This window comes from Pseudomonas sp. TH41 (assembly GCF_016650695.1).
GTDB lineage: Bacteria > Pseudomonadota > Gammaproteobacteria > Pseudomonadales > Pseudomonadaceae > Aquipseudomonas.
Genome location: NZ_JAEKFH010000003.1, coordinates 980,789 through 1,003,078, shown reverse-complemented (window position 1 = coordinate 1,003,078; position 22,290 = coordinate 980,789). Strand labels below are relative to the sequence as shown.

Sequence of the window (22,290 nt, the reverse complement as noted above, 5' to 3'; positions counted from 1 at the left end):
GAGACGAAGTGTGACAGACGCAGGGTAGTCGGCGTTGTGAATGCGGACGCCTTCGCGAGCAAGCCCGCTCCCACATTCACTACTCGGTCAAATGTGGGAGCGGGCTTGCTCGCGAAAGCAGTTGTGCAGGCGCTACATCACTATCAGAACAGAATCTTCGCCACATCCGCAAAACGCTTGGCGAAATGCACGGTAATCCCTTCTTTAAGATAGTCCGGCAATTCCTCAAAACTTCCGCGATTGGGCTCCGGCAGGATCAATTCGAAGATCTTCTGCCGCCGCGCCGCAATCACTTTCTCGCGCACCCCGCCAATCGGCAGTACATGCCCGGTCAGCGTCAATTCGCCGGTCATGGCGACGCCTTTTTTCGGCGGCTGATTGCGCGCCAGCGAAAGCAGGGCGCTGGCCATGGTCACGCCGGCGCTCGGGCCATCTTTCGGGGTGGCGCCTTCGGGGACGTGCAGGTGAACAAAGGCTTCGTCGAAGAACTTCGGATCACCGCCAAACGACTTCAAATTGGAGCTGACGTAGCTGTAGGCGATTTCGGCCGACTCTTTCATCACGTCACCCAGTTGCCCGGTGAGTTTGAAACCACGGTTCAACGTGTGAATACGCGTGGCTTCGATCGGCAAAGTCGCGCCGCCCATGCTGGTCCAGGCCAGTCCGGTGATGACGCCGGTGCCGGAGAGGACTTGCTCGTTGCGGAACACTGGATGCCCGAGTGACGCTTCGAGGTCTTTCGGACCGAGTTTAATCACCGCTTTCGGCTCATCGATCAACTTAACGACGGCTTTGCGCACCAGTTTACCCAGCTGTTTTTCCAGCTGGCGCACGCCGGCTTCGCGGGCGTATCCGTCGATCAACGCCTTCAACGCGCTGTCGCTAATAGACAAGCTGCCTTTGGACACACCGGCCTTTTCCAGTTGCTTTGGCCACAAGTGACGCTTGGCGATGGCGATCTTTTCTTCGGTGATGTAGCCCGACAGACGGATGACTTCCATCCGATCGAGCAACGGACCGGGGATCGAGTCCAGGGTGTTGGCGGTGCAAATGAACAGCACTTTCGACAGGTCCAGGCGCAGGTCCAGGTAATGGTCGAGAAATTCGACGTTCTGTTCCGGGTCCAGGGTTTCCAGCAGCGCCGAGGCTGGGTCGCCCTGGTAGCTCTGGCCCATCTTGTCGATTTCGTCGAGCATGATCACCGGGTTCATCACTTCGACGTCTTTCAACGCCTGCACGAGTTTGCCCGGTTGCGCGCCGATGTACGTGCGGCGGTGGCCCTTGATCTCGGCTTCGTCGCGCATGCCGCCGACGCTGAAGCGGTAGAACGGCCGGCCCAGGGATTCGGCGATGGATTTGCCGACGCTGGTTTTACCCACGCCCGGTGGGCCGACCAGCAGCACGATGGAGCCGCTGATTTCGCCTTTATAAGCACCGACCGCAAGGAATTCGAGGATCCGGTCCTTGATGTCGTCGAGGCCTGCATGGTGTTTGTCCAGCACCTTGCGCGCGTGCTTGAGATCGAGTTTGTCCTCGCCGTACACGCCCCACGGCACCGAGGTCGCCCAGTCGAGGTAGTTGCGGGTCACCGCGTATTCCGGCGAGCCGGTCTCGAGGATCGACAGCTTGTTCATTTCCTCTTCGATGCGTTTTTGCGCCTGGGCGGGCAACACCTTGCCTTCCAGGCGCTGCTCGAACTGTTCGATGTCGGCGCTACGGTCGTCTTTGGTCAGGCCCAACTCTTGCTGGATGACCTTGAGTTGTTCCTTGAGGAAGAACTCGCGCTGATGCTCACCGATCTTGCGGTTAACTTCGGCGGAAATTTCTTTTTGCAGGCGCGCGACTTCGACTTCCTTGCGCAGCATCGGCAGGACTTTTTCCATGCGCTTGAGCATGGGGACGCAGTCGAGCACTTCTTGCAGCTCGCTGCCGGTGGCCGAGGTCAGGGCGGCTGCGAAGTCGGTCAACGGCGACGGGTCGTTGGGGCTGAAGCGGTTGAGGTAATTTTTCAACTCTTCGCTGTACAGCGGGTTGAGCGGCAGCAGTTCCTTGATCGCGTTGATCAGCGCCATGCCGTAGGCCTTGACCTCGTCGGTCGGCTCGGTGGGCTGGTGCGGGTATTCGACTTCCACCAGGTACGGCGGGCGATGGTGTTTGAGCCAGGTGCGGATGCGCACGCGGGTCAGGCCCTGGGCGACGAATTGCAGTTTGCCGTTTTCGCGGCTGGCGTGGTGCACCTTGACCAGTGTGCCGTAGAGCGGCAGGGCCGAGGTGTCGAAATGGCGTGGGTCTTCCTGGGGCGTGTCCATGTAGAACAGGGCCAGGGAGTGGTGATCGGATTTGCTGACCAGGTCGAGGGTTTCGGCCCACGGTTCTTCATTGACGATGACCGGCAACACTTGGGCCGGGAAGAACGGGCGGTTGTGGATCGGGATGATGTAGACCTTGTCCGGCAGGTTCTGGCCTGGCAGGGCGAGGCCTTTGCCGGTGGAGTGGTGTTCGGCGTTCTCTGGGTCGGCGTATTCGCTCGGGTCTTCGGGGAATTCTTGCTGGTCGCTCATGGGGCACCTGCGCAATGGGGTATGGGTCTTAGATGGGGCAGGTTGGCGGTGGTTTCAATGATGACTTGGGGATAACGGATAATTCGAAAGCGTGTTCAGTGCAGAGACAGGTTAGCTGGGGCTGGGTGTTTGGAAGGCCCTTTCGCGAGCGGGCTCGCGAAGAGGTTTGTCAGCATTGCGGACGCTGTTGTGGCGAGGGAGCAAGCTCCCTCACCACAGGTATTGGGAATTAGGGACGGATTTCGATCATCGTGCCATCTGGCACCAGGCCCCAGACTTCACGCATGTCCATGTTGCGCATGGCGACGCAGCCGTCAGTCCAGTCCAGGGTGTGGAACAGGTCTTCGGGGGCGTCTTCAGTGTCCGGGGTGCCGTGGATCATGATCATGCCGCCCGGGTCGACGCCTTCGCGCCGTGCGCGGGCGGAGTCGCTGATGTTCGGGTAGGAGATGTGCATCGCCAGGTTGAAGCGGTCGCTGACCTTGCGCCAGTCCACCCAATAGAAACCTTCAGGCGTGCGTTTGTCGCCTTCCATCAGCTTCGGCCCCTTGGGGTGTTTGCCCAGGGAAATGCGATAGGTCTTGAGCGGCTTGCCGTCATTGATCAATTGCAATTGGTGGGCAGATTTCAGAATCAATACTTTTTCGATGACTTTGCCGTCCAGGGTTTCCGCTACAGAAGCCTGGGAGACAGCGACGAACGACAAGCAAAACAGGGCAAGCAACCAGCGCATTGAAACGATTCCCAAAAAGTGTCGCGACTATATATTTATAGCTGTTTGTTGTAGGCGCTGCCGCAGGCCGCGATCTATTTACGTCGGTAAGAACGCCGATGTCGAAATCAGGTGATGGCAGGCTGAGCAAGCGGCGGGATCGATTCGGACCGCACGGGGTAGACCTCGGTCCGCCGGTCAGCGAAGAAGCATTCTAAGGTACGGCCCACCGTGCGGAAAGCCAGCTCGGACCAAGGGATGTCGGCTTCTTCGAAAAGCTGCACCTCCAGGCTCTCGGGGCCGGCGGAAAAGTCCAGATCGACCAGCTCGGCACGGAAGAATACATGCACCTGGCTGATGTGCGGCACGTCGATCAACGTATAGATGCTCAGATTGCGCACCCGGGCGCAGGCTTCTTCGGCCGTCTCGCGAATAGCCGCTTGCTCGATGGTTTCACCGTTTTCCATGAAACCGGCGGGCAGGGTCCAGTAACCGCGTCGTGGCTCAATGGCTCGTCGGCACAGCAACACTTTGGAGCCCCAGGTCGCCACGCAACCGGCGACGATATTGGGGTTTTGATAGTGAATCGCCTGACAGCTGTCGCAGACAAACCGCAGGCGCGAATCGCCTTCGGGAATGCGCTGGGTCACCGGGTTGCCGCACTGACTGCAAAATTTCATGCTTGGGTTCCTGAATGCTGCGCCTATCTTGGCGTGAGGCGGTGTCAGTCGGCAAGTTGTCGTTTAGCGACACACGGCAGTTCGGGGGTTGGGCGGTCGGTTCGATTGGTGCATGATGCAATGTAAGGCACAGATCGAGAACACTCATGCTGGACGAGCTACTGCATAGGGTAAGCAATCACACACCGCGCACGCTGGAAACCGACCTACGTTTCCCGGAGGCCGCGGTACTGGTGCCCATCACCCGCAGTGACGAACCGGAACTGGTTCTGACCCTGCGTGCCAGCGGGCTCTCGACCCATGGCGGCGAAGTCGCCTTCCCCGGCGGGCGACGCGACCCCGAAGACCCGGACCTGATTTTCACTGCCCTGCGCGAAGCCGAAGAAGAAATCGGCTTGCCGCCAGGGCTGGTCGAAGTCATCGGCCCGCTGAGCCCGCTGATTTCCCTGCATGGCATCAAGGTCACGCCTTATGTCGGCGTGATCCCGGATTTTGTCGAATACCTGGCCAACGATGCCGAGATCGCCGCAGTGTTCAGCGTGCCTCTGGAGTTCTTCCGCAAGGATCCTCGGGAACACACGCATCGCATCGATTACCAGGGGCGCAGTTGGTACGTGCCGAGTTATCGTTATGGCGAATACAAGATCTGGGGCCTGACGGCGATCATGATCGTCGAGTTGATCAACCTGCTTTATGACGCCGACATCAGCCTGCACCAACCCCCAAAAAGCTTTATCAATATTTGAAGCCATCGTTTGTATGGCGTGATCCCCGCTGTTGCGAGTGAGCCGGCCTGGCCTTGAGGACAATAAGATGAAATACCGCCTGGGCGACGCCCGCGTCGAAACCCATCCGCAGAGCTGGGTCGCCCCCAACGCCGTGTTGGTGGGCAAGGTCAAACTTGAAGAGGGCGCCAGCGTCTGGTTCAACACTGTGCTGCGTGGCGATAACGAACTGATCCTGATCGGCAAGAACAGTAACGTCCAGGACGGCACCGTGATGCACACCGACATGGGCTACCCGCTGACCGTCGGCACCGGCGTGACCATCGGCCACAACGCCATGCTCCACGGCTGCACCGTCGGTGATTACAGCCTGATTGGCATCAATGCGGTCATTCTCAACGGCGCGAAAATCGGCAAAAACTGCATCATTGGCGCCAATTCGTTGATCGGCGAAGGCAAGGAAATACCGGACGGTTCGTTGGTCATGGGCTCGCCCGGCAAAGTGGTGCGCGAGCTGACCGAACCGCAGAAGAAGATGCTGGAAGCCAGCGCCGCCCACTATGTGCATAACGCTCAGCGTTATGCCCGCGATCTGGTAGAGCAGGAAGAATGAGCACGCCCGAACGTCCCGTACGATCGCCGTGCGTAAATGTGTGTGCGCTGGACGACGATGACATTTGCATCGGGTGTCAGCGCACAGTGGAAGAGATCACGCGCTGGAGCCGGATGGAAAACGAAGAACGGCGCAAGGTGCTGGGGTTGTGTCATGAGCGGGCCAAGTCGAGCGGGTTGCTCTGGATGATCGGCAAAACCCCGGGTTCTTAAAATCAAAAGATCGCAGCCTGCGGCAGCTCCTACATGGGTACACCGTGTAGGAGCTGCCGCAGGCTGCGATCTTTTGATCTGAAGCCAAACCCTGCGGTTCATGTAAAATGCCGCGCTTTCTCCCCATGGGAAGCGCGTTTTCGCTGCATCCCTCGATGATCCGCTCTTTTGAGGACCTGAGATGACCCGTATCGGAACTCCATTGTCGCCAACCGCGACCCGCGTATTGCTGTGTGGCTGTGGCGAGTTGGGCAAGGAAGTGGTGATCGAGCTGCAACGCTTGGGCGTTGAAGTCATCGCCGTCGACCGCTATGCCAACGCTCCGGCCATGCAAGTCGCGCATCGCAGCCATGTGATCAACATGCTCGACGGCGCCGCCCTGCGTGCGGTGATCGAAGCCGAGAAACCGCACTTTATCGTGCCGGAAATCGAAGCCATTGCCACCGCGACCCTGGTCGAACTGGAAGCCGAAGGCTTCACCGTGATTCCGACCGCGCGCGCCACGCAGCTGACCATGAACCGCGAAGGCATCCGTCGCCTGGCCGCCGAAGAGCTGGACCTGCCGACCTCGCCGTATCACTTCGCCGACACCTTCGAGGATTACAGCAAGGCCGTTCAGGACCTGGGCTTCCCGTGCGTGGTCAAGCCGGTGATGAGCTCGTCGGGCAAAGGCCAGAGCCTGTTGCGCAGCGCCGATGACGTGAAGACCGCTTGGGATTACGCCCAGGAAGGCGGCCGCGCTGGTAAAGGTCGCGTGATCATCGAAGGCTTCATCGATTTTGACTACGAAATCACCCTGCTGACCGTGCGTCACGTCGGTGGCACCACGTTCTGCGCGCCAGTCGGCCACCGTCAGGAGAAGGGCGACTACCAGGAATCCTGGCAGCCACAAGCCATGAGCCCGATTGCCCTGGCCGAGTCCGAGCGCGTGGCCAAAGCGGTCACCGAAGCCTTGGGCGGTCGTGGCCTGTTTGGCGTCGAGCTGTTCATCAAAGGCGATCAGGTGTGGTTCAGCGAAGTGTCGCCGCGCCCGCACGACACCGGTCTGGTTACCCTGATTTCCCAGGACCTGTCACAGTTTGCGCTGCACGCACGGGCGATTCTGGGCCTGCCGATTCCGTTGATCCGTCAATTCGGGCCGTCGGCTTCGGCGGTGATCCTGGTGGAAGGGCAGTCGACTCAGACCGCTTTCGCTAACCTGGGCGCTGCGTTGAGCGAGCCGGACACGGCGTTGCGTCTGTTTGGCAAGCCTGAGGTCAATGGTCAGCGTCGGATGGGTGTGGCGTTGGCGCGTGACGAGTCGATTGAAGCGGCTCGTGCCAAGGCGACCCGTGCTTCTCAGGCTGTCGTCGTAGAGCTGTAAACCGAGGCGCGACATTCGCGAGCAAGCCCGCTCCCACAGGTTCAGTGTGATCCCTGTGGGAGCGGGCTCGCTCGCGAAGCTTTTGCTTTATTTTCAAGCCACCCGATTCAAATCGTTATGCCGCGTCTCCTTCAGGCACAACACCGCAATCAAGCTCAGCACCGCCGCCCCCGACACATACCCGCCGACATAACTCAAACCACCCATCGCCACCAGCTTCTGTGCGAAGAACGGTGCCGCCGAGGCTCCGACAATACCGCCGAGGTTGTAGGCCGCTGACGCGCCGGTATAGCGCACGTGCGTCGGAAACAGCTCCGGCAGCAGCGCGCCCATCGGGGCAAATGTCACGCCCATCAGAAACAGTTCGATGCACAGGAACAGCGCCACACCCCAGGTCGAGCCTTGGGTCAGCAGCGGTTCCATCAAGAAACCGGACAAAATCGCCAGTACGCCCCCGATAATCAGCACCGGTTTGCGCCCGTAACGATCACTGGCCCAGGCCGACAGCGGTGTCGCGGCCGCCATGAACAGCACGGCGAAGCACAGCAGCGCGAGGAAGGTTTCGCGGGTGTAGCCGAGTGTCGAGACACCATAGCTCAGCGAAAATACCGTCGAGATATAGAACAGCGCGTAGCACACCACCATCGAGCCGGCGCCCAGCAGCATCGGCGCCCAGTATTGGCTGAACAGCTCGATCAGCGGGATCTTCACCCGTTCCTGGCGAGCCATGGCGTTGGCGAACACCGGCGTTTCGTGAAGTTTGAGGCGCACGTACAGACCGACCATCACCAGCACAGCGCTGAGCAGGAACGGAATCCGCCAGCCCCACGAGCGGAACTGTTCATCGTTCAGGGTCATGGCCAGGGTCAGGAACAGGCCGTTAGCCGCCAGAAAGCCAATCGAAGGACCGAGTTGCGGGAACATGCCGAACCAGGCGCGTTTGCCTTTGGGCGCATTTTCTGTGGCCAGCAATGCCGCGCCACCCCATTCGCCGCCCAATCCAAGGCCTTGGCCGAACCGCAGCACGCACAGCAGGATCGGCGCCCAGGGCCCGATGCTGTCGTAACCGGGCAACACGCCGATGAGTGTGGTGCACACGCCCATCAACAATAAAGAAGCGACCAGGGTCGACTTCCGGCCGATGCGGTCACCAAAGTGACCGAACAGCGCCGAACCCAAGGGGCGTGCGAGGAATGCGATACCAAAGGTGAGGAACGCCGAGAGCATCTGGGCGGTGCCGGACGTCTGCGGAAAGAACACCGGGCCGATCACCAGCGCTGCGGCGGTGGCGTAGACGTAGAAGTCGTAGAACTCGATGGCGGTGCCGATGAAACTCGCCGTGGCCACACGAGTGGCGGAGTTTGTCGGCTGGGCAGGCGTGGTTTCGCTGTACGTTGTGCTCGTCGTCATGCGGTGATCCCTGACAGTCATGCTCCATTGGAGCGAATTATTATGGTCGAACACCCAGGGATGTGGGTTTAACGCAGCGTGCGGGTAGCACTGGGGTAGAGCGGCGCTTGGGTAAGCGGCTCGATTATAGGAAGGCGGCTAACGATCAAACAAGGGCAAAAAGATCGTCCGAACGCGGCCCGAACCTGCGGCAGCTCCTACAAGGGAACGCATTCCAGGTGTAGGAGCTGCCGCAGGCTGCGATCTTTTGATCTATCGGACGGGCAAAACAGCCGGAGCCGAACTGGTATGCCAGATCAACACACGAGTGACGCGATTGTCCTCGGTCTCGAGGATTTCCAGGCGATAACGCCCGATCTTCAGGCACACCGAACTGTCCGGAATCGTTTCCAGCGCTTCGGTCACAAGGCCGTTAAGGGTCTTGGGGCCGTCACTTGGCAGGTGCCAGCCTAGGCTTTTGTTCAATTCGCGAATCGACGCGGCGCCATCAATGACCAGTCGTCCATCGGCTTGCGGGTGGATATGCGGGTTATGCAGGCTGTGCTGGCTTTCGAATTCGCCGACGATTTCTTCGAGAATGTCTTCCAGGGTGACGATGCCGAGCACTTCGCCGTACTCGTCGACCACCATGCCCAAGCGTCGCTGCTGTTTGTGGAAGTTCAGCAGCTGCAGCTGCAACGGCGTGCTTTCCGGCACGAAGTACGGTTCATGACTGGCGGCCAGCAGCGCTTCTCGGGTCAGGCTGCCATCAGGCAGCAAATGGCGGATCTGCCGGGTGTTGAGCACCGCTTCGACCTGGTTGATGTCGCTGTGGAAGACCGGCAGGCGCGTGCGCTTGTTGTGGCGCAGTTGTTCGATGATGTCCGAGAGGGGGTCGTCGAGGTTGATCCCGTCTACGTCACTGCGCGGTACCAGAATGTCGTTGACCGTGATGTTGTCCAGCGCATGGATGCCTGACAGCGCGTGCGGACGGCAGACGGCGTGTTCATGGTCGTCGAGCCGGTCCTTCGGTGCTTCGTCTTCGCTGTACTGCACGACTTTGGCTTTGCGGGCGAACGGTCGCATCAGTAACAGGCTGATGCTATTCAGCAGCCAGGCGGCTGGGTAGAGGATTTTCAGTGGCACGCGGAGCAGGGTGTTGCCCAGATTAAGGATCGCATCCGGGTAGCGGGCGGCGAGGGTGCGCGGCAGATAATCGGCAAACACCAGCAGAATGGCGCCGGCCCCTGCACAAGCGGCCCATGGACCGTTTTCTGCCCACGTGAAAATTGCCAGCAAAGTGCTGATGACCACGACGAGCGCACGGCACAGGGTGTTGCAGAGGATCAGGCTGTTGAGCGGAAAACTCAGCTTCGCCACCGGTTTGTCGCTTGAGCGCGAGGCGGTGCGCTGGGCCAGCAAGTGTTGTTGCGCCGCTTCGATGGCGGTAAACAGCCCCGACCATAAAATCAGCAGGGCCACTACTGCGAGCATCGGCCCTATGGGCAAGTCGTCCATTAATGCCGCCCGTCAGATATGCAGGATGTATTCACGAACCAGCTTGCTGCCAAAATACGCCAGCATCAGCAGGCAGAAACCGGCGAGGGTCCAGCGAATGGCTTTGTGTCCGCGCCAGCCAAGGTGGTTACGGCCCCAGAGCAACACGCTGAAGACAATCCAGGCCAGGCAGGCCAGCAGGGTTTTGTGCACCAGGTGCTGGGCGAAGAGGTTGTCGACGAACAGCCAGCCGGAAATCAGCGACAGCGAAAGCAGGGTCCAGCCGGCCCAGAGGAAGCCGAACAGCAGGCTCTCCATGGTTTGCAGCGGCGGGAAGTTCTTGATCAGCCCGGACGGGTGCTTGTGCTTGAGCTGGTGGTCTTGAACCAGCAATAGCAAGGCCTGGAACACTGCGATGGTGAACATGCCATAGGCCAGTATCGACAGGAGGATGTGGGCGAGGATGCCCGGCTCTTCGTCGATGATTTGAACGGTGCCGGCAGGCGCGAATTGCGCGAGCAGCACGGTCGCGAGGCCTAGCGGAAACAGCAAGACAAGCAGGTTTTCCACCGGGATCCGCGAGCAGGCCAGCAGCGTCAGGGCAATGACCGCTGCGGCAATCAGGCTGGCGGCGCTGAAAAAGTCCAGGCCCAGGCCGATCGGCGTTAGCAAGTGAGTGAACAGGCTGGCGCTGTGAGCCAGTACCGCCAGCACGCCGAGCGTGACCAGCAGGCGCTTGTTCGCCTTGGCGCCTTTGGCCAGACGAGTGCCCTGGTAGAGAGTCGCAGCGGCATATAAGCAGGCGGCGGCGAGGGTGGTAAGCAAACTGGGTGACAAGGGGAGCATAAATCCTGTTAGGCAAGCCCGAAAGGCGCTGAGTTTGGCATAGAACCCACATCACACGAAAGTGCGAGGTGTCCGCCAGACGCAGTCTTCGCTATAATCCGCGACCTGCCCACGCCGCAGGCTCGCCGAGTACATGTTTATCACGGTCTGGGCCGCCATTATCCCGGTCTACACAGGGCCTGAAAGGATCGCGCAATGTTTGAAAACTTAACCGACCGTCTCTCGCAGACGCTGCGCCATGTCACCGGCAAGGCCAAGCTGACCGAGGACAACATCAAAGACACCCTGCGTGAAGTGCGCATGGCGTTGCTCGAAGCCGACGTCGCCTTGCCGGTGGTCAAAGACTTCGTCAACTCGGTCAAGGAACGCGCCGTCGGCACCGAGGTGTCGCGCAGCCTGACGCCGGGCCAGGCCTTCGTGAAGATCGTCCAGGCCGAACTTGAAAGCCTGATGGGCGCGGCCAACGAAGACCTGAACCTGAGCGCCGTTCCGCCTGCCGTCGTGCTGATGGCCGGTTTGCAGGGCGCTGGTAAAACCACCACCGCCGGCAAACTCGCGCGCTTCCTTAAAGAGCGCAAGAAGAAGTCGGTCATGGTCGTGTCCGCGGACGTTTACCGTCCGGCCGCGATCAAGCAGCTGGAAATGCTTGCCGGTGAAGTCGGTGTTACCTTCTTCCCGTCTGACCTGAGCCAGAAGCCGGTCGACATCGCGCAAGCGGCTATTAAAGAAGCAAAACTGAAATTCATCGACGTGGTTATCGTCGATACCGCCGGTCGCCTGCACATCGATGAAGAGATGATGGGCGAGATCAAGGCGTTGCACGCCGCGATCAACCCGGTCGAAACCCTGTTCGTGGTCGACGCCATGACCGGCCAGGATGCCGCGAACACGGCCAAGGCCTTTGGCGATGCGCTGCCACTGACCGGTGTGATCCTGACCAAGGTCGACGGCGACGCCCGTGGCGGTGCCGCGCTGTCGGTTCGCGCCATCACCGGCAAGCCGATCAAGTTCATCGGTATGGGCGAGAAGAGCGAAGCGCTCGAACCGTTCCACCCTGAGCGTATTGCTTCGCGCATCCTCGGCATGGGCGACGTGCTCAGCCTGATCGAGCAAGCTGAGGCGACCCTCGACAAAGACAAGGCCGACAAACTGGCCAAGAAGCTGAAGAAGGGCAAGGGCTTCGACCTCGAAGACTTCCGCGATCAGCTGCAACAGATGAAGAACATGGGCGGCCTTGGCGGCCTCATGGACAAGCTGCCGAATATCGGCGGCGTGAACCTGGCGCAGATGGGCAACGCCCAGGGCGCGGCAGAGAAGCAATTCAAGCAGATGGAAGCCATCATCAACTCCATGACCCCGGCCGAGCGCCGCGACCCTGAGCTGATCAGCGGTTCGCGCAAACGCCGTATCGCCATGGGTTCCGGCACTCAGGTGCAGGACATCGGTCGCTTGATCAAGCAGCACAAGCAGATGCAGAAGATGATGAAGAAGTTCTCCGCCAAAGGCGGAATGGCCAAAATGATGCGCGGCATGGGCGGTATGTTGCCCGGCGGCGGCATGCCGAAAATGTAAAGAATTCGCGCCGGCAGTGATGTCGGCGCAGCCCCACACGGAAGTGGGATCTCCAGCAAACCCGCACTTGGCGGGAGCTGACCGGCCGTTTTCAACGACGGCTCTATAGCAAATCTTGATGGCGGCCGATAGGCAGCCGGAAAAAGACATTTGCAAAAGTCCGGATATTCCTTAGAATATGCGGCCTTTCGGGCACCTATGCCCGCTGTGCCTTTAGATTTGCAGCACCGACTACAGGAACGATGTTCACATGCTAACAATCCGTCTTGCCCTTGGCGGCTCCAAAAAGCGCCCGTTTTACCACTTGACCGTAACCGACAGCCGCAACCCGCGCGACGGTTCGCACAAGGAACAGGTTGGTTTCTTCAACCCTGTTGCTCGTGGTCAAGAAGTCCGTCTGTCCGTGAACCAAGAGCGCGTAGCCTACTGGCTGAGCGTTGGTGCACAACCTTCTGAGCGTGTTGCTCAGTTGTTGAAGGACGCTGCTAAGGCTGCGGCCTGAGCAATATGAACGCGACGCCAGCTGTTGCTGATGATTTGATCGTTATCGGCAAAATTTATTCGGTTCATGGCGTTCGCGGCGAAGTGAAGGTGTATTCCTTTACTGATCCGACTGAAAACCTGTTGCAGTACAAAACCTGGACGCTCAAGCGCGAAGGCAATGTGAAACAGGTCGAGCTGGTCAGCGGACGTGGGAACGACAAGTTCCTGGTCGCAAAGCTCAAGGGTCTCGATGATCGTGAAGAAGCGCGTCTTCTGGCTGGTTATGAGATCTGTGTGCCGCGCAACCTGTTCCCTGAATTGACCGACGGCGAGTACTACTGGTACCAGCTGGAAGGTCTGAAGGTTATTGATCAACTCGGGCAATTGCTCGGGAAAATCGATCATCTTCTGGAAACCGGCGCCAATGATGTAATGGTGGTCAAGCCTTGCGCTGGCAGCCTGGATGATCGCGAACGCCTGTTGCCCTATACGGAGCAATGCGTGTTGGCTGTCGACCTGGCAGCAGGCGAGATGAAGGTGGATTGGGACGCGGATTTCTAAGCGTGGCTAACTTGCGCGTAGAAGTGATCAGTTTGTTTCCCGAGATGTTCTCCGCCATCAGCGAGTACGGCATCACCAGTCGGGCGGTGAAACAGGGGCTGTTGCAGCTCACCTGTTGGAACCCGCGAGACTACACGACGGATCGACATCACACTGTGGATGATCGCCCATTTGGCGGTGGTCCGGGCATGGTGATGAAGATCAAGCCCCTGGAAGATGCTCTGGCTCAGGCCAAGGCAGCAGCCGGGGAGGCGGCGAAGGTAATTTACCTGTCCCCCCAAGGCCGTCAACTGACTCAGTCGGCGGTACGCGAGTTGGCGAATCTGGATGCATTGATCCTGATTGCCGGCCGCTATGAAGGCATTGACGAGCGCTTTATAGAGGCTCATGTCGATGAAGAGTGGTCGATTGGCGACTATGTACTGTCTGGCGGTGAGCTGCCGGCGATGGTCCTGATCGATGCGGTTACACGACTGCTGCCTGGAGCTTTAGGGCATGCGGACTCCGCTGAGGAAGATTCCTTTACGGATGGTTTGCTGGATTGCCCGCACTACACCCGACCGGAGGTGTATGCGGATCAGCGTGTTCCCGACGTATTGCTAAGTGGCAATCACGCGCACATCCGGCGTTGGCGTTTACAGCAGTCCCTTGGTAGGACCTTTGAACGACGCGCCGATCTTCTGGAAAGCCGCTCGCTTTCTGGAGAAGAGAAGAAGCTGCTCGAGGAATACATCCGCGAGCGGGACGATAGTTAACAACGTATCGATGGTAAGTCCGTTGATTTACCTTAGGAGCACAGCATGACTAACAAAATCATCCTTGCACTCGAAGCAGAGCAGATGACCAAAGAGATCCCTACCTTTGCCCCGGGCGACACCATTGTCGTTCAGGTGAAAGTGAAGGAAGGCGACCGTTCGCGTCTGCAAGCGTTCGAAGGTGTTGTTATCGCCAAGCGTAACCGCGGCGTAAACAGTGCTTTCACCGTTCGTAAAATCTCCAACGGTGTTGGCGTAGAGCGTACTTTCCAGACCTACAGCCCGCAAATCGACAGCATGGCCGTTAAACGTCGCGGTGACGTACGTAAAGCCAAGCTGTACTACCTGCGTGACCTGTCCGGTAAAGCAGCTCGCATCAAGGAAAAACTGGCTTAAGTCCAGCTTCCGATGCAGAAAAAAGCAGCCTACGGGCTGCTTTTTTGTTGCCTGCGATTTACCTGTGGGAGCGTGGCTTTCCCGCGAATCGATTTACCAAGCACCGCGTTTACATCAGGCTCTATAAAGCCTCAGCAGGCTATGAAAGACTTGCCATCAGTTTTCCAGTGACCTGAGCCTTTATGCCCGCCATCGACCACCCGCTGATAGACCAATTCCTCGACGCCCTTTGGCTGGAGAAAGGTCTGTCCGATAACACCCGTGACGCCTACCGCAGTGACCTCGCCCTGTTCAACGGCTGGATGCAGGAAAAGGGCCTGGAGCTGATCAACGCGGGTCGCGAGTTGATCCTCGATCACTTGGCCTGGCGCCTGGAGCAAAACTACAAACCACGTTCAACGGCGCGATTTCTCTCGGGCGTGCGTGGCTTTTATCGCTATCTGCTGCGGGAAAAACTGATCGCCGTCGATCCGACCTTGCGTGTCGACATGCCGCAACTGGGCAGGCCGCTGCCCAAATCCTTGTCGGAAGCTGACGTGGAGGCACTGCTGAAGGCTCCGGATCTGAGCGAAGCCATCGGCCAGCGTGATCGCGCCATGCTTGAAGTGCTTTATGCCTGCGGTTTGCGGGTGACGGAGCTGATCAGCCTGACGCTGGAGCAGGTCAACCTGCGTCAAGGTGTGTTACGCGTCATGGGCAAGGGCAGCAAGGAGCGGCTGGTGCCGATGGGGGAAGAGGCGATTGTCTGGGTCGAGCGCTACATGCGCGATGCCCGTGGTGAACTGCTCAGCGGGCGTCCCAGCGATGTGCTGTTCCCCAGTCAGCGGGGCGAGCAGATGACTCGCCAGACCTTCTGGCATCGCATCAAGCATCAAGCCAAGGTCGCCGGGATCGGCAAGTCACTGTCGCCCCACACCTTGCGCCATGCCTTCGCCACACACTTGCTCAACCATGGCGCTGATCTGCGGGTGGTGCAAATGCTGCTCGGCCACAGCGACCTGTCCACGACCCAAATCTACACCCACGTCGCCCGCGCACGCTTGCAAGACCTGCACGCCAAACATCACCCGCGCGGATGACCGCAGCCCCTGTAGGAGCGAGCTTGCTCGCGATGGTGTGTCAGTCGACATTAATGTTGCTGACACACCATCGCGAGCAAGCTCGCTCCTACGGTCCCACAATGTCTTGCGTCTGGCGCATTCGGCCACACGGGCCTTATGTGGTAGGCTTTGCCGGTTTGCACGATGGGCGGTTATGACCCGGTGTTTCGGCACGGGCGTTCTGATCGTCCCATTTGTCCGCCTTCAGGAGTTCTCATGCGTCTGACCCAGATTTTCGCCGCCGCCGCCATTGCGTTGGTCAGCACCTTTGCCGTCGCCGATGACGCGGCCGACAAAGCCATCCGTAAAAGCCTGGAAAACCTCGAGCTCGAGGTGCCGGTAGAAAGCATCAGCGCCAGCCCTTTGCCTGGTATGTATGAAGTCAAACTCAAAGGCAGTCGCGTGCTCTACGCCAGCGCCGATGGCCAGTACATTGTTCAGGGCTACCTGTTCCAGCTTAAGGACGGTAAACCGGTCAACCTGACCGAGAAGGCCGAACGCCTGGGCGTTTCCAAACTGATCAACGACATTCCGGTCGCGGAAACCGTGGTTTATCCGGCGATTGGTGAAACCAAATCGCACATCACGGTGTTTACCGACACCACCTGCCCGTACTGCCACAAATTGCACGCCGAAGTGCCTGAGCTGAACAAGCGCGGTATTGAAGTGCGTTACGTCGCGTTCCCGCGCCAGGGCCTGGGCTCGCCGGGTGACGAACAATTGCAAGCGGTCTGGTGCTCGAAAGACAAGAAAGCGGCCATGGACAAAATGGTCGACGGCAAGGAAATCAAGGCCGCCAAGTGCGATAACCCGGTATCCAAACAGTTCGCCCTCGGTCAGTCGATTGGCGTGAACGGCACGCCGGCCATCGTTTTGGCCGACGGTCAGGTCATTCCGGGCTACCAGCCTGCGCCACAAGTCGCCAAACTGGCGCTGGGCGCGAAATAAATTCGCATCGTCATCGCCAGCCTTTGACGATCATGGTCCGGCGGCAACGTTCGCCGGGTCATTAATAGAGAACCGCGAGCATGCGGTTGTTTTCACGGCCGGCCTTGAGTCGGCCGTTTTATGGGGAGTTCACAGTGAAACCGGTCAAAGTAGGCATCTGTGGGTTAGGGACCGTCGGTGGCGGTACCTTCAACGTACTTCAGCGCAACGCCGAGGAAATTGCTCGTCGTGCCGGGCGTGGAATCGAAGTGGCACAAATTGCCATGCGCACGCCAAAGCCTCAGTTCCAGACGACCGGTATTGCGATTACCAACGATGTCTTCGAAGTGGCCACGAACCCTGAGATCGACATCGTCATAGAGCTGATGGGCGGCTACACCGTTGCCCGCGAGCTGGTACTCAAAGCGATCGAGAACGGAAAACATGTGGTAACCGCGAACAAGGCGCTGATCGCCGTTCACGGCAACGAAATCTTCGCCAAGGCCCGCGAAAAAGGCGTGATCGTAGCGTTCGAAGCCGCCGTGGCCGGTGGCATTCCGGTGATCAAGGCGATCCGTGAAGGCCTGTCCGCCAACCGCATCAACTGGGTGGCCGGTATCATCAACGGCACTGGCAACTTCATCCTCACCGAGATGCGCGAGAAGGGTCGAACCTTCGAAGACGTGCTGGCCGAGGCGCAAGCCCTGGGTTACGCCGAAGCTGATCCGACCTTCGACGTTGAAGGCATCGACGCCGCCCACAAGCTGACGATTCTGGCATCCATCGCGTTCGGTATTCCGCTGCAATTCGACAAGGCCTACACCGAAGGCATCACCAAGCTGACCACCGCTGACGTGAACTACGCCGAAGCGCTGGGCTATCGCATCAAGCACCTCGGTGTTGCTCGCAGCACCGCTGCCGGCATCGAGCTGCGTGTGCATCCGACGCTGATCCCGGCCGATCGCCTGATCGCCAACGTCAACGGCGTGATGAACGCGGTGATGGTCAACGGTGACGCCGCCGGCTCGACCCTGTTCTACGGCGCCGGCGCCGGTATGGAGCCGACCGCTTCGTCGGTGATCGCCGACCTGGTGGACGTGGTTCGCGCCATGACCTCCGACCCGGAAAACCGCGTGCCGCACCTGGCCTTCCAGCCGGATTCGCTGTCGGCTCACCCGATCCTGCCGATCGAAGCCTGCGAAAGCGCCTACTACCTGCGCATTCAGGCCAAGGACCATCCGGGCGTATTGGCCCAGGTCGCGAGCATCCTGTCGGAGCGCGGCATCAACATCGAATCGATCATGCAGAAAGAAGTCGAAGAGCATGACGGTCTGGTACCGATGATCCTGCTGACCCACCGCGTGCTGGAACAGCACATGAACGATGCGATCGCCGCCCTGGAAGCATTGGCAGGCGTAGTCGGTCCGGTCGTACGGATCCGCGTCGAGCACCTGAACTAAGCCGATCGTTCACCGGGCCCGCGTACGGGCCCGGGTTTGCGAACACTGTCTATTGGAGCCAGTCATGCGTTATATCAGTACCCGCGGCCAGGCACCGGCCCTGAACTTCGAAGACGTCCTGCTGGCCGGTCTGGCCACTGACGGCGGTTTGTACGTCCCGGAAAACCTGCCACGTTTCACCCAGGAAGAAATCGCTTCCTGGGCCGGCCTGCCGTATCACGAGCTGGCCTTCCGGGTCATGCGCCCGTTCGTCACCGGCAGCATCCCGGATGCCGATTTCAAAAAGATTCTGGATGAGACTTATGGCGTGTTTTCCCACAACGCCGTGGCACCGTTGCGCCAGCTGAATGGCAATGAATGGGTGCTGGAGCTGTTCCATGGCCCGACCCTGGCGTTCAAGGACTTTGCCCTGCAACTGCTCGGTCGCCTGCTCGATTACGTGCTGGAAAAACGCGGTGAACGCGTAGTGATCGTCGGTGCCACCTCCGGCGACACCGGTTCGGCCGCCATCGAAGGCTGCAAGCACTGTGAAAACGTCGACATCTTCATCCTGCACCCGCACAACCGTGTGTCCGAGGTGCAGCGTCGCCAGATGACCACGATCTTCGGCGAGAACATCCACAACATCGCCATCGAAGGCAACTTCGATGACTGCCAGGAAATGGTCAAGGCGAGCTTCGCCGACCAGAGCTTCCTCAAAGGCACGCGTCTGGTCGCGGTGAACTCGATCAACTGGGCGCGGATCATGGCCCAGATCGTTTACTACTTCCACGCAGCGCTGCAGTTGGGCGGCCCGGCACGTTCGGTATCGTTCTCGGTGCCAACCGGCAACTTCGGCGATATCTTCGCCGGTTACCTGGCACGCAACATGGGCTTGCCGATCAACCAGTTGATCGTCGCCACCAACCGCAACGACATCCTGCACCGCTTCATGAGCGGCAACCAGTACGTCAAGGAAACCCTGCACGCGACCCTGTCGCCGTCGATGGACATCATGGTCTCGTCGAACTTCGAACGTCTGCTGTTCGACCTGCACGGTCGCAACGGCGCGGCGATTGCCGGTTTGATGGACAGCTTCAAGCAGGGTGGCGGTTTCAGCGTCGAACAAGAGCGCTGGACCGAAGCCCGCAAGCTGTTTGATTCCCTGGCCGTGGATGACGCACAAACCTGCGAAACCATCGCCGAAGTCTACGAGCAAACCGGCGAGTTGCTGGACCCGCATACCGCCATCGGTGTGAAGGCAGCGCGCGAATGCCGTCGTAGCCTGGATATTCCTATGGTGATCCTGGGCACCGCTCATCCGGTCAAATTCCCGGATGCGGTGGAGAAGGCCGGTGTGGGTAAAGCGCTGGAATTGCCGGTGCACCTTGCTGATTTGTTTGAGCGGGATGAGCGTTGCACCGTTTTGCCGAATGACCTGAAAGCCGTACAGGCCTTCGTCAGTCAGCACGGCAATCGTGGTAAACCTTTGTAAGTGGTAAAGCCCGTCTTCTGACGGGCTTCGCGGCTAGATCAAAAGATCGCAGCCTGCGGCAGCTCCTACAGGGTATGCATTCCCCTGTAGGAGCTGCCGCAGGCTGCGATCTTTTTGTTTTTTCCCTGTCATCTTTACCGTGCATGCTCAAACAACCGAAGACGCCGGTTCACTCGCACTCGGTAATCAGAACTTTCTTCTCGGGCCAGCGGTCATTTAAGGTAGACATGCCCCAGGCATTTTGTTTTCGGACTATTGAGTGGTGATCGAGATGGAAAGTATCAGTCTATTGCTCGGTGAGGCTCTGAGCCCGTATCAGGTGACATTGACCCCGTCGGGAACCCATGGCGAATGCCTGGTGACACTGAAGAACGCGGCCGGCGCAATCGTCGTCGAGCATGCGTTCAATCAAGCCCAGTTGGCGGATAAACGCCTGCTGACGGATGTGGTCGACGGTTTGCACCGTGACGTGCTGATCGCCGAAGGACGTCTGGAGCCCTGCGTTATCGCGGCATTGCGCAATGCCGCTCAGGACAAGATCCTGGCCAGTCGAAATTGAATTTTTTTCTGTGGGAACCTTCCTGCGCCAAGGTCAGTCAGAACATGTAACAGCAGGATCAAGCATTGTGCTCCGATGTTTGTAGCTTGTTGCTACTGGTCTTTATGTAGGCCACGTTTGACCCCGAGTCGTCTCCCCACTTCTCGGGGTTTCTTTTGTCCGCGATTTGTCACTGCTTGGCCTGATGCTCAAAAAAAGCCTTGGCGGCTTCCAGGTAGTCGCTGCGCCTTGGTGGATCGAGCCAGTCGGCATACAGCCGATCCAGTCGCTCATGGGGCATGGTGCGCAATAGCTGGTTGATCTCGCTGATCGCCTGTCGACCTTGGCCGGTATTGGAACAGCCGATATGCCCGGACAGGTAGGGGCCCGTGCCCTTGACCGGATAGAACACCAGTTGCTCGTCGCTGATGTTTTTCTGTTGGGCCTGATAGCGGATCTCTGGCCAATAACCCAATACCACCTGCAAACGACCCAAGCGTTGCATCTGCAACAGACTGCCGAGGGCGTCGTTGCCGTAGTGGGGCGTCAAGGCGCCGGGTGGAGCCTGTCGCAGCAGGGCGTCGAGAAGCTGCCCGTAACTGCGCTCGGCGACCACGCCAACTTTCTTCCCGCCGCTCGCCAGCAGCGCCGCCAGATCGACTTCGCTGTCGATCAGGAAGGGTTCCAGAAGCGATCGATTTTCCTGGCGGATCACCAAGCCATTACTCACGGCACGAAAGGCTGGAATCGAGAACGCAATCCATTGTTCCCGCTCCTTGGTCCAGACCAGGGAGGGGTCGCACGTGAACGACGCTTCGTGGAGCATCTGCATGCCGCGGGCGCGGTTGACCCGCATCAGGGTGTGGTTGTATTGCGGCATACCGGCGATCAGCAGCGGCAACATTTGATCGATGACACCCTGACCTTTTTTCGGCCCTTCGAAAATCATCGTGGGCGGCAGGTCGCGCAATAACCAGATCAAGGTGTCTTTGGGCTGCGCCGAAACGGCTGTGGTCAATCCGGCCAATAGCGCGAAAGCCGCGACTGCACGCCAGTTGCGAGTGTGATAGAGCGCTGATGACAGCAGCCGTTTCAGCTTAGATGGCCCCGTCTTCACGCAGCTTTGCGATCTGTCCCTTGTCATAGCCAAGATCGTGAAGTACCTGCGCATTGTGTTCGCCCAGTTGCGGTCCGACCCATTCCGATGTGCCCGGTGTCTCTGATAGTTTCGGCACAATGCCTGGCATCTTGAAGTCTTTGCCGTCCGGCAATTTGGCCTTCAGGAACATTTCCCGAGCCAGATACTGCGGATCGTTGAACATGTCTTCCGCGCTGAAGATCCGGCTGGCCGGCACGTCGGCCTGATTCAGCTGTTCAATGATCGTGTCCAGCGGCAGCGAGTTGGCCCAGCGATCGATGACGCCGTAAATCTCGTCGCGACGGGTATCGCGGCCATCGTTGCTGGCCAGTACCGGATCGTTGGCCAGGTCTTCGCGCCCGATGATCAGCATGAAGCGCTTGAAGATCGCATCGCCATTGGCGCCGATCTGCACATGTTTGCCGTCGGCGCTGGTGTGGATCGAAGAGGGCGTGATGCCCGGCATGATGTTGCCAGTCCGTTCGCGGATGAAACCGAAGACGTCGAACTCCGGAACCATGCTTTCCATCATGGCGAAGATCGCTTCATACAACGCCACGTCCACCACTTGCCCCTGGCCACCGTTGACCTCGCGATGACGCAGAGCCATCAACGCCCCGATCACGCCCCAGAGCGCGGCAATCGAGTCGCCGATGGAAATCCCGGTGCGCACCGGCGGACGGTCTTCGAAGCCGGTGATGTAACGCAAGCCGCCCATGGACTCCCCGACCGCGCCAAACCCAGGCTGATCTTTCATCGGCCCGGTCTGGCCGAAGCCCGAGAGTCGCACCATCACCAGTTTCGGGTTCAGTGCGTGCAAGACGTCCCAGCCAAGCCCGAGCTTTTCCAGCACGCCGGGGCGAAAATTCTCGATCAGGATGTCCGCTTCGCCGAGCAGTTTTTTCAGGATTGCCAGGCCGTCCGGGTGTTTGAGGTTCAGGGTCAGGGACTTCTTGTTGCGCGCCTGGACGAACCACCACAGCGAGGTGCCTTCATACAGTTTGCGCCATTTGCGCAACGGATCACCGCCGTCCGGGGATTCGATCTTGATCACTTCGGCGCCGAATTCGCCGCAAATGCGTGAGGCAAACGGGCCGGCAATCAACGTACCCAATTCAATGACTTTCAGACCTGAGAGCGGTTTTCCGGTGAGCGGCATGCTGGATCCTGTAGGACGAAGGCTGAGCTGATAGAGCGTTTTAACATAGCCGAACGTCAGTCGACCAAGGTTGATCGCCTTCAATTCGTTGATTGCCTACCGCATCGGTTAGACTTGCCGCCTTTCCTC

At 59.2% G+C, this 22,290-nt stretch carries 22 protein-coding genes; 14 read left to right on the top strand and 8 right to left on the bottom strand.

Annotated elements, in window-relative coordinates; all coding sequences use genetic code 11:
- Nucleotides 1-143 precede the first annotated feature (143 nt).
- The 3 genes from lon to JFU37_RS07305 form a co-directional block, all read right to left on the bottom strand.
- A complete protein-coding gene (lon, locus tag JFU37_RS07315) occupies nt 144-2,561 on the bottom strand; it encodes an endopeptidase La (RefSeq protein WP_201114595.1) in 2,418 nt (805 codons plus the stop codon).
- A 229-nt stretch (nt 2,562-2,790) separates the two neighbouring features.
- Entirely contained in the window at nt 2,791-3,294 is a 504-nt protein-coding gene (locus JFU37_RS07310) for a L,D-transpeptidase family protein (RefSeq protein WP_201114593.1), read from the bottom strand.
- Between the two features lie 107 nt (nt 3,295-3,401).
- Nucleotides 3,402-3,953, bottom strand: a complete 552-nt coding sequence (locus JFU37_RS07305) for an NUDIX hydrolase (protein ID WP_201114591.1) — start codon at nt 3,951-3,953, stop codon at nt 3,402-3,404.
- Nucleotides 3,954-4,099: 146 nt separating this feature from the next.
- Between JFU37_RS07305 and JFU37_RS07300 the strand changes: the two genes are divergently transcribed.
- From JFU37_RS07300 to purT, 4 genes are all read left to right on the top strand, one after another.
- Nucleotides 4,100-4,699, top strand: a complete 600-nt coding sequence (locus tag JFU37_RS07300) for a CoA pyrophosphatase (RefSeq protein WP_201114589.1) — start codon at nt 4,100-4,102, stop codon at nt 4,697-4,699.
- Between the two features lie 67 nt (nt 4,700-4,766).
- Nucleotides 4,767-5,291: a gamma carbonic anhydrase family protein gene (locus JFU37_RS07295; protein WP_201114587.1), complete on the top strand. Its 525-nt coding sequence runs from the start codon at nt 4,767-4,769 to the stop codon at nt 5,289-5,291.
- Nucleotides 5,288-5,503 (top strand): DUF1289 domain-containing protein, encoded by a 216-nt coding sequence (locus tag JFU37_RS07290; protein ID WP_201114585.1) that lies wholly within the window; start codon nt 5,288-5,290, stop codon nt 5,501-5,503. Before JFU37_RS07295 ends, JFU37_RS07290 begins: the two co-directional genes overlap by 4 nt.
- 181 nt (nt 5,504-5,684) lie before the next feature.
- Nucleotides 5,685-6,866: a formate-dependent phosphoribosylglycinamide formyltransferase gene (gene purT, locus JFU37_RS07285; RefSeq protein WP_201114583.1), complete on the top strand. Its 1,182-nt coding sequence runs from the start codon at nt 5,685-5,687 to the stop codon at nt 6,864-6,866.
- Nucleotides 6,867-6,959: 93 nt separating this feature from the next.
- Here the strand turns inward: purT and JFU37_RS07280 are convergent, their stop codons facing one another.
- The 3 genes from JFU37_RS07280 to JFU37_RS07270 form a co-directional block, all read right to left on the bottom strand.
- Entirely contained in the window at nt 6,960-8,276 is a 1,317-nt protein-coding gene (locus JFU37_RS07280; RefSeq protein ID WP_201114581.1) for an MFS transporter, read from the bottom strand.
- Nucleotides 8,277-8,528: 252 nt separating this feature from the next.
- Complete coding sequence (locus tag JFU37_RS07275; protein ID WP_201114579.1) at nt 8,529-9,773, bottom strand: transporter associated domain-containing protein; 1,245 nt, start codon at nt 9,771-9,773, stop codon at nt 8,529-8,531.
- 12 nt (nt 9,774-9,785) lie between these two features.
- Nucleotides 9,786-10,598 (bottom strand): cytochrome C assembly family protein, encoded by an 813-nt coding sequence (locus tag JFU37_RS07270; protein WP_201114571.1) that lies wholly within the window; start codon nt 10,596-10,598, stop codon nt 9,786-9,788.
- Nucleotides 10,599-10,793: 195 nt separating this feature from the next.
- Between JFU37_RS07270 and ffh the strand changes: the two genes are divergently transcribed.
- The 10 genes from ffh to JFU37_RS07220 all read left to right on the top strand — a co-directional run bounded on the left by ffh (nt 10,794) and on the right by JFU37_RS07220 (nt 19,885).
- The gene (gene ffh / locus JFU37_RS07265; RefSeq protein ID WP_003209589.1) at nt 10,794-12,170 is read left to right on the top strand and encodes a signal recognition particle protein; all 1,377 of its coding nucleotides are present in this window, start codon (nt 10,794-10,796) and stop codon (nt 12,168-12,170) included.
- Nucleotides 12,171-12,420: 250 nt separating this feature from the next.
- Nucleotides 12,421-12,672, top strand: a complete 252-nt coding sequence (rpsP, locus tag JFU37_RS07260) for a 30S ribosomal protein S16 (protein WP_007944872.1) — start codon at nt 12,421-12,423, stop codon at nt 12,670-12,672.
- A 5-nt stretch (nt 12,673-12,677) separates the two neighbouring features.
- Nucleotides 12,678-13,214, top strand: a complete 537-nt coding sequence (gene rimM / locus JFU37_RS07255; protein WP_007944873.1) for a ribosome maturation factor RimM — start codon at nt 12,678-12,680, stop codon at nt 13,212-13,214.
- Nucleotides 13,215-13,216: 2 nt separating this feature from the next.
- Nucleotides 13,217-13,969 carry a tRNA (guanosine(37)-N1)-methyltransferase TrmD gene (gene trmD / locus JFU37_RS07250; protein WP_163908654.1) on the top strand — a complete coding sequence of 251 codons (753 nt, stop codon included), beginning with the start codon at nt 13,217-13,219 and terminating at the stop codon, nt 13,967-13,969.
- Nucleotides 13,970-14,014: 45 nt separating this feature from the next.
- The gene (gene rplS / locus JFU37_RS07245) at nt 14,015-14,365 is read left to right on the top strand and encodes a 50S ribosomal protein L19 (protein WP_003175895.1); all 351 of its coding nucleotides are present in this window, start codon (nt 14,015-14,017) and stop codon (nt 14,363-14,365) included.
- A gap of 182 nt (nt 14,366-14,547) precedes the next feature.
- Nucleotides 14,548-15,444: a site-specific tyrosine recombinase XerD gene (gene xerD / locus JFU37_RS07240; protein WP_201114563.1), complete on the top strand. Its 897-nt coding sequence runs from the start codon at nt 14,548-14,550 to the stop codon at nt 15,442-15,444.
- 237 nt (nt 15,445-15,681) lie between these two features.
- On the top strand, nt 15,682-16,413 hold the full coding sequence (dsbC, locus tag JFU37_RS07235) for a bifunctional protein-disulfide isomerase/oxidoreductase DsbC (RefSeq protein ID WP_201114561.1): 732 nt from the start codon (nt 15,682-15,684) through the stop codon (nt 16,411-16,413).
- 134 nt (nt 16,414-16,547) lie between these two features.
- Nucleotides 16,548-17,852: a homoserine dehydrogenase gene (locus tag JFU37_RS07230; protein WP_092281511.1), complete on the top strand. Its 1,305-nt coding sequence runs from the start codon at nt 16,548-16,550 to the stop codon at nt 17,850-17,852.
- A 64-nt stretch (nt 17,853-17,916) separates the two neighbouring features.
- Entirely contained in the window at nt 17,917-19,326 is a 1,410-nt protein-coding gene (gene thrC, locus JFU37_RS07225; RefSeq protein ID WP_201114552.1) for a threonine synthase, read from the top strand.
- A gap of 271 nt (nt 19,327-19,597) precedes the next feature.
- Nucleotides 19,598-19,885, top strand: a complete 288-nt coding sequence (locus tag JFU37_RS07220; RefSeq protein WP_201114550.1) for a DUF3509 domain-containing protein — start codon at nt 19,598-19,600, stop codon at nt 19,883-19,885.
- 169 nt (nt 19,886-20,054) lie between these two features.
- On the opposite strand, the gene JFU37_RS07215 is transcribed toward JFU37_RS07220, so the two are convergent.
- On the bottom strand, nt 20,055-20,981 hold the full coding sequence (locus JFU37_RS07215) for a TIGR02285 family protein (protein WP_342214918.1): 927 nt from the start codon (nt 20,979-20,981) through the stop codon (nt 20,055-20,057).
- Nucleotides 20,962-22,161 carry a CaiB/BaiF CoA transferase family protein gene (locus JFU37_RS07210; RefSeq protein ID WP_201114546.1) on the bottom strand — a complete coding sequence of 400 codons (1,200 nt, stop codon included), beginning with the start codon at nt 22,159-22,161 and terminating at the stop codon, nt 20,962-20,964. The genes JFU37_RS07215 and JFU37_RS07210 overlap by 20 nt, the downstream gene beginning before the upstream one ends.
- Nucleotides 22,162-22,290: the final 129 nt, after the last annotated feature.